General features: G+C 65.6%; 13 protein-coding genes. 9 read left to right on the top strand and 4 right to left on the bottom strand.

The window, feature by feature from the left end:
- Positions 1–59: 59 nt before the first annotated feature.
- A complete protein-coding gene (dcp, locus tag ACTT2I_RS18980; protein ID WP_421100090.1) occupies positions 60–2216 on the top strand; it encodes a peptidyl-dipeptidase Dcp in 2157 nt (718 codons plus the stop codon).
- Between the two features lie 123 nt (positions 2217–2339).
- On the opposite strand, the gene ACTT2I_RS18985 is transcribed toward dcp, so the two are convergent.
- Complete coding sequence (locus tag ACTT2I_RS18985; RefSeq protein ID WP_019184864.1) at positions 2340–2789, bottom strand: 3-dehydroquinate dehydratase; 450 nt, start codon at positions 2787–2789, stop codon at positions 2340–2342.
- 3 nt (positions 2790–2792) lie between these two features.
- On the bottom strand, positions 2793–3203 hold the full coding sequence (locus ACTT2I_RS18990) for a hypothetical protein (protein WP_259260570.1): 411 nt from the start codon (positions 3201–3203) through the stop codon (positions 2793–2795).
- A 178-nt stretch (positions 3204–3381) separates the two neighbouring features.
- On the opposite strand from ACTT2I_RS18990, the gene lepB reads away from it, so the two are divergent.
- The gene (gene lepB, locus ACTT2I_RS18995; RefSeq protein ID WP_421100091.1) at positions 3382–4011 is read left to right on the top strand and encodes a signal peptidase I; all 630 of its coding nucleotides are present in this window, start codon (positions 3382–3384) and stop codon (positions 4009–4011) included.
- Positions 4012–4143: 132 nt separating this feature from the next.
- Positions 4144–5418, top strand: a complete 1275-nt coding sequence (locus ACTT2I_RS19000) for an MFS transporter (protein WP_421100092.1) — start codon at positions 4144–4146, stop codon at positions 5416–5418.
- Here the strand turns inward: ACTT2I_RS19000 and ACTT2I_RS19005 are convergent.
- The gene (locus tag ACTT2I_RS19005) at positions 5408–6310 is read right to left on the bottom strand and encodes a LysR substrate-binding domain-containing protein (RefSeq protein WP_088434797.1); all 903 of its coding nucleotides are present in this window, start codon (positions 6308–6310) and stop codon (positions 5408–5410) included. The two genes, ACTT2I_RS19000 and ACTT2I_RS19005, sit on opposite strands and share 11 nt — an antisense overlap.
- A 352-nt stretch (positions 6311–6662) precedes the next feature.
- Between ACTT2I_RS19005 and ACTT2I_RS19010 the strand changes: the two genes are divergently transcribed.
- From ACTT2I_RS19010 to ACTT2I_RS19020, 3 genes are all read left to right on the top strand, one after another.
- Positions 6663–6932, top strand: a complete 270-nt coding sequence (locus tag ACTT2I_RS19010; protein ID WP_088434796.1) for a hypothetical protein — start codon at positions 6663–6665, stop codon at positions 6930–6932.
- A gap of 243 nt (positions 6933–7175) precedes the next feature.
- Positions 7176–7541 carry a hypothetical protein gene (locus ACTT2I_RS19015; RefSeq protein ID WP_143592192.1) on the top strand — a complete coding sequence of 122 codons (366 nt, stop codon included), beginning with the start codon at positions 7176–7178 and terminating at the stop codon, positions 7539–7541.
- A 320-nt stretch (positions 7542–7861) separates the two neighbouring features.
- On the top strand, positions 7862–8335 hold the full coding sequence (locus ACTT2I_RS19020) for a hypothetical protein (RefSeq protein ID WP_421588919.1): 474 nt from the start codon (positions 7862–7864) through the stop codon (positions 8333–8335).
- Positions 8336–8365: 30 nt separating this feature from the next.
- On the opposite strand, the gene ACTT2I_RS19025 is transcribed toward ACTT2I_RS19020, so the two are convergent.
- The gene (locus ACTT2I_RS19025) at positions 8366–9331 is read right to left on the bottom strand and encodes a LysR family transcriptional regulator (protein ID WP_421100095.1); all 966 of its coding nucleotides are present in this window, start codon (positions 9329–9331) and stop codon (positions 8366–8368) included.
- A 108-nt stretch (positions 9332–9439) separates the two neighbouring features.
- On the opposite strand from ACTT2I_RS19025, the gene aceB reads away from it, so the two are divergent.
- The 3 genes from aceB to ACTT2I_RS19040 all read left to right on the top strand — a co-directional run bounded on the left by aceB (position 9440) and on the right by ACTT2I_RS19040 (position 13710).
- Positions 9440–11086 (top strand): malate synthase A, encoded by a 1647-nt coding sequence (aceB, locus tag ACTT2I_RS19030; protein ID WP_421100096.1) that lies wholly within the window; start codon positions 9440–9442, stop codon positions 11084–11086.
- A gap of 60 nt (positions 11087–11146) precedes the next feature.
- The gene (aceA, locus tag ACTT2I_RS19035; protein WP_421100097.1) at positions 11147–12439 is read left to right on the top strand and encodes an isocitrate lyase; all 1293 of its coding nucleotides are present in this window, start codon (positions 11147–11149) and stop codon (positions 12437–12439) included.
- Between the two features lie 224 nt (positions 12440–12663).
- A complete protein-coding gene (locus ACTT2I_RS19040; RefSeq protein WP_421100098.1) occupies positions 12664–13710 on the top strand; it encodes a GGDEF domain-containing protein in 1047 nt (348 codons plus the stop codon).
- The last annotated feature ends 4 nt before the right edge of the window (positions 13711–13714 follow it).

A 13714-nucleotide genomic window follows, 5' to 3' on the forward strand; every position in this document is an offset into this window, starting at 1 on the left:
AGTAGGGTGACCGGCTGCGGGATTTTCCGTCCCGCGCCCTCATCCAAGGAGCCCGTTTCATGTCGCGTACCGTAGTTTTGGCCGCTGCCATCAGCCTGGCGCTGGCGGCCTGTTCCGGCAAGGAGTCCACCCCCGTGACCGATACCCAGCCCGCCCCGACCCAGCAGCCGGCCGATGCGTCCGCCAACCCCCTGTTGAGCGCCAGCACGCTGCCGTTCCAGGCGCCGCCGTTCGACAAGATCAAGGACAGTGACTACCTGCCGGCCTTCAACGAAGGCATGAAGCAGCACCTGGCCGAAGTCCGCAAGATCGCCGACAACCCCGAGCCGGCCACCTTCGACAACACCATCGAAGCGCTGGAGCGCAGCGGCGAGACCCTGACCCGCGTGTCGCGCATCTTCTTCGGCCTGGTCCAGGCCGACACCAACGATGCACGCCAGAAGGTGCAGGAAGAAGTCGCCCCGAAGCTGGCCGAGCACCAGGACGAGATCAACCTCGACCCGAAGCTGTTCGCCCGCATCAAGACCATCTACGACCAGCGCGACGCGCTGGGCCTGGACCCGGTGCAGAAGCGCCTGGTCGAGCGTGACTACCAGGAGTTCGTGCGCGCCGGCGCGCAGTTGAAGGATGCCGACAAGGCCTCGCTGCGCAAGCTCAACGTGGAAGAAACCACGCTGGCCACGCAGTTCCACACCCGTCTGGTGGCCGCGACCGCTGCCGGTGCCGTGGTCGTCGATGACAAGGCCAAGCTGGCCGGCCTGGACGAGGATGCGATCAACACCGCCGCCGCCGATGCCAAGGCCCGCAACCTCGAGGGCAAGTACCTGCTGCCGCTGCAGAACACCACCCAGCAGCCGGTGCTCGGCTCGCTGAGCGACCGCGAGCAGCGCGCCGCCGTGCTCAAGGCCTCGGAAACCCGTGCCGAAAAGGGCGACGCCAACGATACCCGCCAGACCATCCAGCGCCTGGCCCAGCTGCGCGCGCAGAAGGCCAAGCTGCTCGGCTTCGAGAATTACGCCGCCTACAGCCTGGCCGACCAGATGGCCAAGACCCCGGCCGCCGCGCTCAAGCTGCTGACCGACACCGTGCCGGCCGCGACCGCCAAGGCGCGTGGCGAGATCAGCGAAATGCAGAAGGTGATCGACGCACAGAAGGGCGGTTTCAAGCTGGCCGCATCGGATTGGGATTTCTACGCCGAACAGGTGCGCAAGGCCCAGTACGACCTGGACGAATCGCAGATCAAGCCGTACTTCGAGATGGACAACGTGCTGCAGAACGGCGTCTTCTACGCCGCCACGCAGCTGTACGGCATCACTTTCAAGCCGCGTACCGACATCCCGACCTACCACCCGGACATGAAGGTCTACGAAGTATTCGACAAGGACGGCACCTCGCTGGCCCTGTTCTACACCGACTACTTCAAGCGTGACAGCAAGTCCGGTGGCGCCTGGATGGACGTGTTCGTCGAACAGGACGGCCTGACCGGTGCCAAGCCGGTGGTCTACAACGTGTGCAACTTCACCAAGCCCGCCGCCGGCCAGCCCGCGCTGCTGAGCTTCGATGACGTGACCACGATGTTCCATGAGTTCGGCCATGCGCTGCACGGCATGTTCTCGAAGGTGAAGTACCCGTCCATCGCCGGTACCAGCACCTCGCGTGACTTCGTCGAGTTCCCCTCGCAGTTCAACGAGCATTGGGCGCTGGACCCGAAGGTCTTCGCCAACTACGCCAAGAACTACAAGACCGGCGAGCCGATGCCGCAGGCGCTGGTCGACAAGATCCTCAAGGCCCGCACCTTCAACCAGGGCTATGCGACCACCGAGTACCTCTCGGCGGCCCTGCTCGACCTGGCCTGGCACACCCAGCCGGCCGACGCCAAGCTGCAGGACGTGGCCCCGTTCGAAGCGGCCGCGCTGAAGAAGTTCAAGGTCGACCTGCCGCAGGTGCCGCCGCGCTACCGCACCAGCTACTTCGATCACATCTGGGGCGGCGGGTATTCGTCCGGCTATTACGCCTACTTCTGGGCCGAAGTGCTGGACCATGACGCCTTCGAGTGGTTCAAGGAGAACGGCGGCCTGACCCCGGAGAACGGCCAGGTGTTCCGCGACAAGATCCTCTCGCGCGGCAACAGCGTGGAGCTGGCCGATCTCTACCGCGAGTTCCGCGGCAAGGACCCGTCGGTGGAGCCGCTGCTGGTCAATCGTGGCCTAAAGTAATCGCGGCATCCCGGTAGGTACCGACCGTTGGTCGGTACGCCTGCCACCGGTACACGCTGAAACGAAAACGGCAGGGGAGACCCTGCCGTTTTTCTTGGATTGCCGCCCCAGCGACCCGGCGCATCACGTCCCCACGTGCACGCCTTCGGCGATCTCACTGCACCCCAGGTGATCCAGCGCGATCTCCAGCGCGTGCATGTAACTCTGCGCGCAGTAGCCGCGCGCCACCCCGATGCGCTGGCCCACATCCGCCGGCAGGCAGGCCTCCGGGGCGCGCGCATCATCGTCGTGCACTTCCACGTAAGCATTGTGCAGATGCGGCAGCAGGCGCTGCAGGCGCGCGCTGTCCACGCATGCACCGGGATCGAGCAGGGTGACTTCGCCGCGGCTGTGGTCGGCCACGCGCAGGGCATCCAGCAGTTCCTGCTCCGAGCCACAGGCGCGGATCGCCACCGTGGTGCCCGCATCGATCGCACGGTGCACGAGGGATTTGAGAACGAGCGGAGGCAGCGGCTGCGCCGTACGGATCAGCTGTCCGGCCGCTTCCGGCCCCCGGATGATGAAGATCGACATGGCTCAGCCCTCCACGGCCTGCAGGCGATGGGCGGCGATCGCCAGCGACAGGCGACACGCATCCTGGCGGCCGCTGCTGCATACCACCCGCGCGGCCGGGGCGTGCTGCGGATGCAGGTGCTCGTCCAGCGCGTCGTCGTCGTTGCTGGCCATCTCGATGTACGGCACCGGCAGGTCCTCCAGCGCGGTGCGCAGCGCCTGGCCGTAGCGCGCCCACTGTGGTGCATCAACCGCTGCGGTGGCGATCAGGACCAGCGCCGGGCGGCTGCGCTGGGCACGCTGCAGGCAGCGCACCAGCGCCGGCAGGGAGTCGCAGTCGCGGCAGGCCAGACGGTGCCCGGCGACCCGCGCAGGCAGCGGCGACGCGTCCGGCACGGCGTTCGACGGTGTGTGCCGGATCAGCAGGATGGTCATGGAACGTCTCTTCGAAGCGCCCTTCGGCGCGGTGTCGCCATGATGCGGCCGCGCCCCGTAAAACCGCGATGCCGGCCGGGCCGGCCCGGCGTAAACAGTGCGTAGCTTTTTCAGGCCCGGGCAGGGAACTTGCCCATCGCCTGCCCGGTCACAGCCCCACCCTCCCTGGAGCGCCCGTATGGACACCCCCGCCGCCGCTGCCCCCGCCGACCACCGCCTGCTGCGCTGGCTGAAGAAGGAGGCCCTGCCGCTGCTGGTGATGCTCGGCCTGCTTGCCGCGGCGCGCGACACCCTGGCCAACCACTACCAGGTGCCCAGCGGCTCGATGCAGCACACGCTGATGCCGGGCGACCGGGTGGTGGTGGACATGCGCGCCTATGGCGTGCGCCTGCCGTTCACCTCGCTGGAGCTGCTGCACACCGGCCAACCGCAGCGCGGTGACGTGGCGATCTTCGATTCACCGCAGGACGGCACCCGCCTGATCAAGCGCATCGCGGCGGTTGGCGGGGATCGGGTCGAGCTGCACGACGGTCACCTGAGCATCAACGGCCATCCACTGGCCCAGGCCGGCGTGGGTGAGATCGAAGACTTCGGCCAGCATCTGGCCCAGCTGGATCTGGGTCAGGGCGGCGGTCCGGACATCACCGGCCTGACCGTGCCGGCCGGGCAGGTGCTGATGCTCGGCGACCACCGCGGCAACAGTGCCGACGGCCGCTTCTTCGGCCTGGTCCAGGCCAGCGCGCTGTACGGCAAGGCCTCGCATGTCTACTACCGGCGCGGTGAAGGCCTGACCTGGCAGGCGCTGTAATCTCGCCCGCGAACTGAATCGATATCTGAAACGTCTCGATCAAGACCTATCAGGTTATAGATCGACCTGTCGGCGCTGCTTATCTTGAGCGCTGACTCCTCGCTCCGGCCCATCCACGCGGGCCTTACCGGCATGAATGGCGACACCGCAGCGGTTCTTGACCGCAGCTCCCCGGCGACCACCACCGCAGTGGCGGCCGGCGACCAGATCCAGCAGGGCACCCCGGCCTTCCGGCGCACGGCGGCCGCGCTCTTCCTGGCCGGCTTCTCCACCTTCGGGCTGCTCTACACGGTGCAGCCGTTGCTACCGGAATTCAGTCGCCACTTCGGCGTCTCCGCGGCCAACAGTGCGCTGACCCTGTCACTGAGCACCGGTCTGCTGGCGGTCTCCATGCTGATCGCGGGATTGATCTCCGACCGCGTCGGCCGCCGCAGCGTCATGGTCGCGGCGCTGCTGGCGTCCAGCGTGTTGTCTGTGGCCACCGCGATGGTGGATGACTGGACCACGTTGCTGGTGCTGCGCACGCTGCTCGGCATTGCGCTCAGTGGCGTACCGGCGGTGGGCATGACCTACCTCGCCGAGGAAATGGACAGCCGCGCGCTGGGCCTGGCGATGGGCCTGTACATCGGCGGCAACGCGATCGGCGGCATGAGCGGCCGCCTCATCGCAGGCATCGTCGCCGACCATTGGGGCTGGCGCTGGGGCATCGGCGTGGTCTCGCTGATCGCGCTGCTCAGCACCGTGCTGCTGTGGATCCAGCTGCCGCCCTCGCGCCACTTCCAGAGCCGCCGTGGTGGCCTGCGAGAACTGCCCGCGCGCTGGCGCAGCCTGTTCGGCGACCCCGGTCTGCCGTGGCTGTTCGCTACCGCCTTCGTGCTGATGGGCGTGTTCGTCACCCTCTACAACTACCTCGGCTTCCACCTGCTCGCGCCGCCGTATGGCCTCAGCCAGACCGTAGTCGGGCTGATCTTCAGCGTGTATCTGGTCGGCACCTTCAGCTCGGCCTGGATGGGGCAGCAGGCCAATCGCCATGGCCGCAGCCGTGTGCTGGCGATCTGCTACGGGCTGATCGCGCTGGGTATCGTGCTGCTGGCGATGCCATGGCTGGGCTGCATGGCGGCCGGCATCGCCTTGGTGACCTTCGGCTTCTTCGGCGGCCACTCGGTGGCCAGCAGCTGGGTCGGCAGCCGCGCCGGTGCGATGCGTGCCGAAGCGTCCGCGCTGTACCTGTTCGCCTACTACCTGGGTTCCAGCGTGGCCGGCGTGCTCGGCGGCGTGTTCTACACCCGCTGGGACTGGCTGGGCGTGTGCGGCTTCGTCGGCGTACTGACCGTGGCCGGTGGCGTGATCGCCTGGCGCCTGGGCCAGCGCGTGCAACCGGCCGCCGCGCTCGCGCTCAGCCGCTGACGCCCTGCAGCAGCCGGGTGAAGTGACCGATCAGCGGCGACGCCGCACCGCGTCGGCAGGCCACGTGTACCTCCGAACTGGCGGCACGATCACTGAGTGCGACGAAGCGCGCGCCGTCCACCTGGATATGGCTGCACGAGGCGGGCAGCACCGTCACGCCCAGGCCCGAGGCCGCCAGGCTGATCAGTGTCGAGGCTTCCCCGGCTTCCTGCACGATGCGCGGCGTGAAGCCGGCGCCCCGGCACAACGCGATGAAGTGATCGTGGATGCCCGCACCGACCTCGCGCAGGAACCCGACGAACGGCTCATGCGCGAACAGCCGCAGCGCCACCGCCGCATCGGCCGGCAACTCACGCACCAGCGGATGCTGATCGTGCACCACCAGCGCGAGTGGATCACTGAACAGTTTGCGTGACATCAGCGGCGCGGGCAGGGCACGTTTGCGGATCAACCCGACATCCAGCTCGCCGGCCATCAGCGCATCGATCTGCTGCAGGGTGTTCATCTCGCGCAGCGTCAACTGCACCTGCGGAAACTGCTGGCGGTAGGCGAAGATCGCACGCGGAATCTGCGTGGACAGCGGCGTCGCCCGGGTCAGCCCGATGCGCAGCTCACCGGTTTCCCCGCGCTGCGCGCGCTGGGTCAGATCGATCGCGGTATCCACCCGCGCCAGCACCTCGCGCGCCTGTTCCTGCAGTACGCGCCCGGCATCGGTGAGTTCCACGCGGCGGTTCGCGCGCAGGAACAACCGCGCGCCGAGCAGTGTTTCCAGCTGGCGGATCTGCTGGCTGAGCGGCGGCTGCGACATCCCCAGCCGCTCGGCCGCGCGGCCGAAGTGCAGCGTCTCGGCGACGGCCAGGAAGTAGCGCAGGTGGCGGAGTTCGATGGACATGGGGGGATTATGACCCTGCCAGGGTCTGAGGGGGCCAAGAGAACCTATGGCTGGCAGGTAGGCGGACATCGGAAAAATTGCTGTACGTGCTTAACGTGAGTGAATATGGTCCTGGAGTGTGACTTCACTGCTCCCGTCAGTGAGCAGAAAATCAGAAATACTTCGAAGGCAGTCAACGAGGAGATTACAGATTGTGGACTCAACCAGGTGCTTTGTTGCGCTAGCGTTGGCGGTTCTTTCTGGGTGCCACGCTGATCAAAGCGTCACTACCCTCAGCGAGCGCTATCGTGTTTGTGCAAACCTTCCGCTCACTACTTCTTTCCTGCCTGCCGCGCCTGGCCCGGACTTCGATATGGGTGAGTTGAAGGCAGAAGGGTTGACTGTTGATGTCTTTATTGGCGGTCACCCAAGCTTCTCTCACCGGGTTATCAAGACGGGCGTGGCGGCAAGAGGTGGGTTCAAGCTGCTGGGCAGGGAGACAAGCGATGAGCAGGACAAAGTGCTGTTCGCCAATGAGCGGGGTGACAGGGAGGGGCCGATGTATGTGATGTTCATGGCGCCCGATCTGGGGCCAGTTGAGCAGGTTTTGAAGATGGAAAACTTGCTTGTTAGCTGCAAATAGGGCAAACCAACAGCCTCCGATGCGTGCGTTCGGGGGCGGCCGAAAAGGCGGAGCCAACTTGCAAGGAAATGTCTCAGGTGGAAGTGGGGGACATCATCAAGAAAAGGCCATGGATCTGCCTCCGTAGAAATCTTCGGATGCGCATCATGTCTTCGAGTGCACTGAGCCGGCAGCCTTAGCCCCGTACGTGGAAGCAGGAGCTTGCTTCCCTGGAGATCTGGTACGCGAGTTCAGGAGCGGTCCATGAGTGCATGGTTTTTCACTGCTTTGATTTACGTGTTTGGCTTCGTTGGCCTTGCTTCGATTGGCATACTTCCACTCCGGGCTTGGAAAGCTCTGAGAAGCGTGTTTGAGGGCAGCCTAGCTCCAACACCAAGAACGGCATCGCTTGTCTTCATTGCATTGATGGCAGCAGTAGCTCTCTGGGCTGAGATGCAGATCACCATCCGAATTTTCAGATGCCTGACTGAAAGCTACTGCGGTCCCGGTGTTGCAAGCGGCTGGGCGTATCTGGCAATGCTTGGCGCGGTGTACTTTGCTTTTGAGGTCGTGGTCTTCGTGATGCAGAAGATCAGTCGAGCTGGAACCGGCTCGGCCAGCTCTTCGTAGACTGGTGCACTCGGAGCAAGGAAGCCAGCTCACCAGCGACGATTAGTGCTCTTCGACCACATCGAGATGTTCTACGACCCAGTCCGCCGGCAGAGTTCGATTGGCGACCTGTCACCGGTAGAGATCGAGCGGCGCTAAGCGCAGAACGGCTCCTGAGTGTCCATGAAACTCTGGCCGGTCCAACGATCACGATCACTCGTACTGGAGTCGGACCTACCCCACCAATCAACAATGCGACAGGGGTACGATAGGGTGCGTTTTCTTGGTCATGCGGCGAGCTCGGATTCTTGCCATTGGTTGCTCGGCGCGGGGTGGGGCGGATGATTCGAATGAATTGGGTTTCAGGTTATAGGAAATTGTTTGTGTTCCCCATTCTATTCTTGGCGTTGAGCTGTGCCAGGAGTCATCATGTCGGGCCTAGTATGTTGCAGCTGTGCTTTGATGATGAGCGGGGCGTCGATGAGCTGATTGGGATTCTCGAAAAGATCGCTTCAGACAATTCCCTGGGCTTTGTTGATCGGAGTTCTGGTATCCAGCGGGAGATGCGAACGCTTGGCATGGACCCCGGTTACAGAGTCATCGGAATTTCCGTAACTGGAGAGGACGGTGTGGGGCTCGCAGCAGGGAACTTGAGCTTGGGTCCTTATCAAGCGGTAGTAGGCTTTACACAGGGTGCTGACGCCGAAGCATCTGAAGCGTTTGCCAAGGACGCGATTGCCACTTTGGAAGCGAAATGGACATTGCGCGCGGTAGCCAGCGGCCAAGGTGCGTTCAAGTTGCCCGACTGCCGCTGAGAGCGCGACCGGTTTCTTCCGCCGTTTTCCTCACCGCTCGGAATGCCCACTCTCATCATAGCTGCGCGGACTGAACAGATCCGGCTGGATCAGCTCGATGAACGCCCGCGCCTGCGGTGACAGAAAACGTCCGCGGCGTACGATCACGCCATAACTCCGCTCCGGGAACCACGCACTCATCGAGCGCGTCACCAGCTTTTCGCGGTCGGCATCGTGGAGGCAGAGCGCCGGCACGATCGAGATGCCCATGCCCATCGCGACGTACTGCTTGATCACTTCCCAGCCGCCCACCTCCAGCGCGACGGTGTAGGGCAGCCGATGCCGCTGGAACACCTGGTCCACCAGCCGGTAGGTGATCTGGCGTTTGGGCGGCAGCACCAGCGGGTACTGCGAGATCGCCTGCAGGCTCAGCTCGCCGTGCGCCAATGGGTGCTCGGGCGGGGCGATCAGCACCTGCTCGAAGCGGTAGGCCGGGGCGTAGCTGAGGTCGACCGGCACGTCGGTCATCGAGCCCACCGCCAGGTCGGCCGCATCGCTGCGCAGCAGGTCGGTGCCGTCGGCGCTGATCGCGTTGTGCAGGGTCAGGCGGACGTCCGGATGGCGCTGGCGGAAGCGCTCCACGATGCGCGGCAGCAGGTACAGGATGGTCGAGCTATTGGCCGCGATGTTGAGCTCGCCGGCATCCAGCCCCTTCACTTTGTCGCGGAAGCTGGCCTCCAGCCCGTCCAGGTTCTCCACCAGCGGCAGCGCCATCTCATACAGCAGCTGGCCTTCGCGGCTGGGCACCAGGCGGCGGCCGCTGCGCTCGAACAGATTGACCCCCAGTTCGCGCTCCAGCGCCTGCAACTGCTGGCTGATGGCCGGCTGGCTGACGAACAGCGCCTCAGCTGCCCGTGAGACTGAGCCGAGGCGGACGGTCTGGCAGAACGCCCGGAGCGGCTTGAGCCGGTCGGATTTGTAGGAAAACCGGGGACTTGGCGTGCGCGGCGTGGTCATGGCGTCATGAGTATAAGCCCACCTTATGTAAGCCATTGCAATAACTGCTTTGTCAAATATCGGCACGGCGGCGCACGGTGGAGCTCAACCGCACCGCAGGAGCCCGCCATGTCCGCCGTCGCTTACGCCACCGCCCAGCCCACCCCCGCCGATGCACCGGCCACCCCCGGGATAGCCCTCACCACCCAGCTGGCCGGCCAGTCCTCGCTGCTGCCGGCGGGGGTACTGGCGCTGCTGGTGTCGCTGCACCGGGCGGTGGAGCCGGAGCGTCAGCGCCGGCTGCAGGCACGGGTTGCGCGCCAGGCGTTCTTCGATGGCGGCGGCCTGCCGGACTTCCGTGCCGATACGGCCGAGATCCGCGCCAGCGACTGGCACGTCGCCCCGCTGCCGGAGGCACTGCAGGACCGCCGGGTGGAGATCACCGGCCCCACCGACCCCAAGATGGTCATCAACGCACTGAACTCCGGCGCCAAGGTGTTCATGGCCGACTTCGAGGATTCCACCGCCCCGGCCTGGCGCAACCTGCTGGCCGGCCAGCAGGCGCTGATCGGCGCGGTGCGTGGCGACCTGACCCACACCGGGCCGTCCATCGATGGGAAGCCGGGCAAGCAGTACACGCTGCGCCCGTTCAACGAGCAGGCCGTGCTGATCGTGCGCCCGCGTGGCTGGCACCTGGATGAGAAGCACGTGCGCATTGATGGCCAGCCGATCGCCGGTGGCCTGTTCGATGCGGCGGTGTTCGCCTTCCACAATGCCCGCACCCTGATGTGCAAGCAGCGTGGCCCGTACTTCTACCTGCCCAAGCTGCAGAGCATGGAAGAGGCGGCGCTGTGGGAGACCGCGCTGTCGCACATCGAAGGCATGCTCGGCCTGCCGCATGGGCAGATCAAGGTCACGGTGCTGATCGAAACGCTGCCGGCGGTGTTCGAGATGGACGAGATCCTGCACGCGCTGCGCGACCGCATCGTCGGCCTGAACTGTGGCCGCTGGGATTACATTTTTTCCTACCTCAAGACCTTCCGCCGGCACGCCGACAAGGTGCTGCCCGAGCGCGGCCAGGTGACGATGACCCAGCCGTTCCTGAAGGCGTACTCCGAACTGCTGATCCGTACCTGCCACCGCCGTGGCGCGCATGCGATGGGCGGCATGGCCGCGCAGATTCCGATCAACCACGACGCGGCCGCCAACGAGCAGGCGATGGCGCGGGTGCGGGCGGACAAGCTGCGCGAAGTCACCGCCGGCCATGACGGCACCTGGGTCGCGCACCCCGCGCTGATCCCGGTCGCGCAGGCGATCTTCGACGAACACATGCCCGGGCCGAACCAGCACAGCGTGCTGCGCAACGACGTGCAGGTCAGCCGCGATGATCTGATCGCCGCGCCCACCGGGACGATCACCCGCGCCGGTTTCGAGGGCAACGTCGAAGTCTGCGTGCGTTACCTGGCCGCCTGGCTGGACGGTAACGGCTGCGTGCCGATCCACCACCTGATGGAAGACGCGGCCACCGCCGAGATCAGCCGCAGCCAACTGTGGCAGTGGCTGCATACCCCCGGCCAGCACTTGGACGACGGCACCGCCATCGACCTGGCCCTGCTCGACGCCACCCTGGCCCAGCTGCCGGCGCGGCTGGGCGACACCTCCGCGCTGCCGGGCGGCGCGCGCATCCCCGAGTCCATCGCGCTGCTGGCCGAACTCAGCCGCCGCGACGCGCTCACCGACTTCCTGACCCTGCCCGCCTACGACCGTCTCGACTGAGCGCCATCCGTCCATCCATCCACCTGCCGTAACCGCATCCGTTCCCTTTGGAGATTCGACATGAGCACCCTGCAGACCGCCGAACAGATCCAGCACGCTTGGAACACCGACCCGCGCTGGGCCGGGATCACCCGCAACTACACCGCCGCCGACGTGGTGCGCCTGCGCGGCACCGTGCACGTGGAGCACTCGCTGGCACGGCTGGGCGCGGAGAAGCTGTGGACGTACCTGCAGGAGAAGGACTTCGTCAACGCGCTGGGTGCGCTGACCGGCAACCAGGCCATGCAGCAGGTGAAGGCCGGCCTGAATGCGATCTACCTCTCCGGCTGGCAGGTCGCCGCCGATGCCAACCTGGCCGGCCAGATGTACCCGGACCAGTCGCTGTACCCGGCCGATTCGGTGCCAGCGGTGGTCAAGCGCATCAACAACACCCTGCTGCGCGCCGACCAGCTGCACCATGCCGAAGGCAAGGATGACATCGACTTCCTGCAGCCGATCGTGGCCGATGCCGAAGCCGGGTTCGGCGGCGTGCTCAACGCCTTCGAACTGATGAAGGCGATGATCGAGGCCGGTGCGGCGGGCGTGCACTTTGAGGACCAGCTGGCCTCGGTCAAGAAGTGCGGGCACATGGGCGGCAAGGTGCTGGTGCCCACCCGCGAGGCGATCGAGAAGCTCAACGCCGCCCGCCTGGCCGCCGACGTGATGGGCGTGCCGACCCTGCTGGTGGCACGCACCGATGCCGAGGCCGCCGACCTGCTGACCAGTGATGTGGATGGCAACGACCAGCCGTTCACCACCGGCGAGCGCACCGTGGAAGGCTTCTACAAGACCCGCAACGGCCTGGACCAGGCGATCAGCCGCGGCCTGGCGTATGCGCCCTATGCCGACCTGATCTGGTGCGAAACCGGCAAGCCGGACCTGGAGTTTGCCCGCAGGTTCGCCGAGGCGATCCATGCGAAGTTCCCCGGCAAGCTGCTGGCCTACAACTGCTCGCCCAGCTTCAACTGGAAGAAGAACCTGGACGACGCCACCATCGCGACCTTCCAGAAGGAGATCGCCAAATATGGCTACAAGTTCCAGTTCATCACCCTGGCCGGCTTCCACGCCCTGAACTACTCGATGTTCAACCTGGCCCACGGCTACGCCCGCCGCCAGATGAGCGCCTTCGTAGAGCTGCAGGAAGCCGAGTTCGCTGCCGCCGACCGGGGCTTCACCGCGGTCAAGCACCAGCGCGAGGTCGGCACCGGCTACTTCGACGCGGTGACCCAGGCGATCCAGCAGGGCCAATCCTCGACCACCGCCCTGAGCGGGTCCACCGAGGAAGAACAGTTCAACGCCGAACGGGCGGCCTGAGCCGGCGAGGGGAGGCCAGGGAAGGCCTGCAAGGCGGCCGGTCGGGGGACCTGCCGCCCCGGTGTCGTCTTCAGACCCGGGTCTTCACATCGTCTAACACGGGAGAACCCGTGTCTTTTCACGATGTTGGGGGCCGAAAGTCGGAAATGGGATAGGGCGCACAGTTTTGAGGAGTGCTATCCTCCATCGCTCACCAGGGGGCGCTGGAAAGCGGGTGTTCGGAAATGACCGGCAAGGGTGCGGCGGCGATCATGTGCGAACAGGAACCAGACATCGACCGAAAGGCGATGGCTGAGATCGTGCACGCCATCCTGAGCAATGGCGAGTCCGCATTGTTCTCCGAATTCGGCCGGCAACGCAAGCTGCCTTCAGGCACGCATCTGTTCCACCGCGGGCACGCCGGCAACACGATGTATGTGATCGTCAGCGGCTGCATCGAACTGGACTTCGGCGAAGACCTCGTCGTGAAGTCGCTCGGTCCCAATGAATTCTTCGGCGAGCTGGGCCTGCTGATCGGCGATCACCAGCGCACGGCCGGCGCGCGTGCGGTCCAGGACAGCATCGTGCTGGAACTGGACCACGAGGATTTCCAGCGCCTGGTCGACCGCGACCCCGGCCTGCTGGCCTACTTCCTGCGCCGCACGATCATGCGCGTGGTCAGCAACGAGCAGGTGCTGATCCGCCAGCTGCGCCGCCGCAACCATGATCTCGAAACCGCGCTGGACAACCTCTACGTCACCACCCATCAGCTCACTCATACCCGCGAGCTGGTGCGCACCGATGAACTGACCGGCCTGCACAACCGGCGTGGTCTGGCGCTGTACCTGCAGGAATGCCGTGCGCAGGAAGACAGCGCGCCGCAGGGCCTGCTGCTGATCGATTGCGACCAGTTCAAGCAGGTCAACGATGTGCATGGCCACCAGGCCGGCGACCGCGTGCTGCAGAGCGTGGCCAACATCCTGCGCTCGGTGGCCACCGAGCCGGACGTGGCCTGCCGCCTCGGTGGCGACGAATTCTGCCTGCTGCTGCGCAGCGCCGACCAGGACAGCCTGCAGCACGCCGCCGAGTTCATCCTCAGCGCAGTGCATGGCCTGATCGGCCGTGCCCACGGCGTGCCGCATGTGTGCCCGGTCAGCATCGGCGTCTGCCTGATCGACCCGCAGACCGACTGGAGCGAGTGGTACGCCCGGGCCGACAATGCGCTGTATCAAGCCAAGCGGCTGGGCGGCAACCGATTGCACTGGTCGCGATCAGCGACCGCCACACCCTGATCGG

It is taken from the genome of Stenotrophomonas sp. PUT21 (assembly GCF_052232875.1).
In the GTDB taxonomy this organism is placed as follows: Bacteria; Pseudomonadota; Gammaproteobacteria; order Xanthomonadales; family Xanthomonadaceae; genus Stenotrophomonas; species Stenotrophomonas maltophilia_N.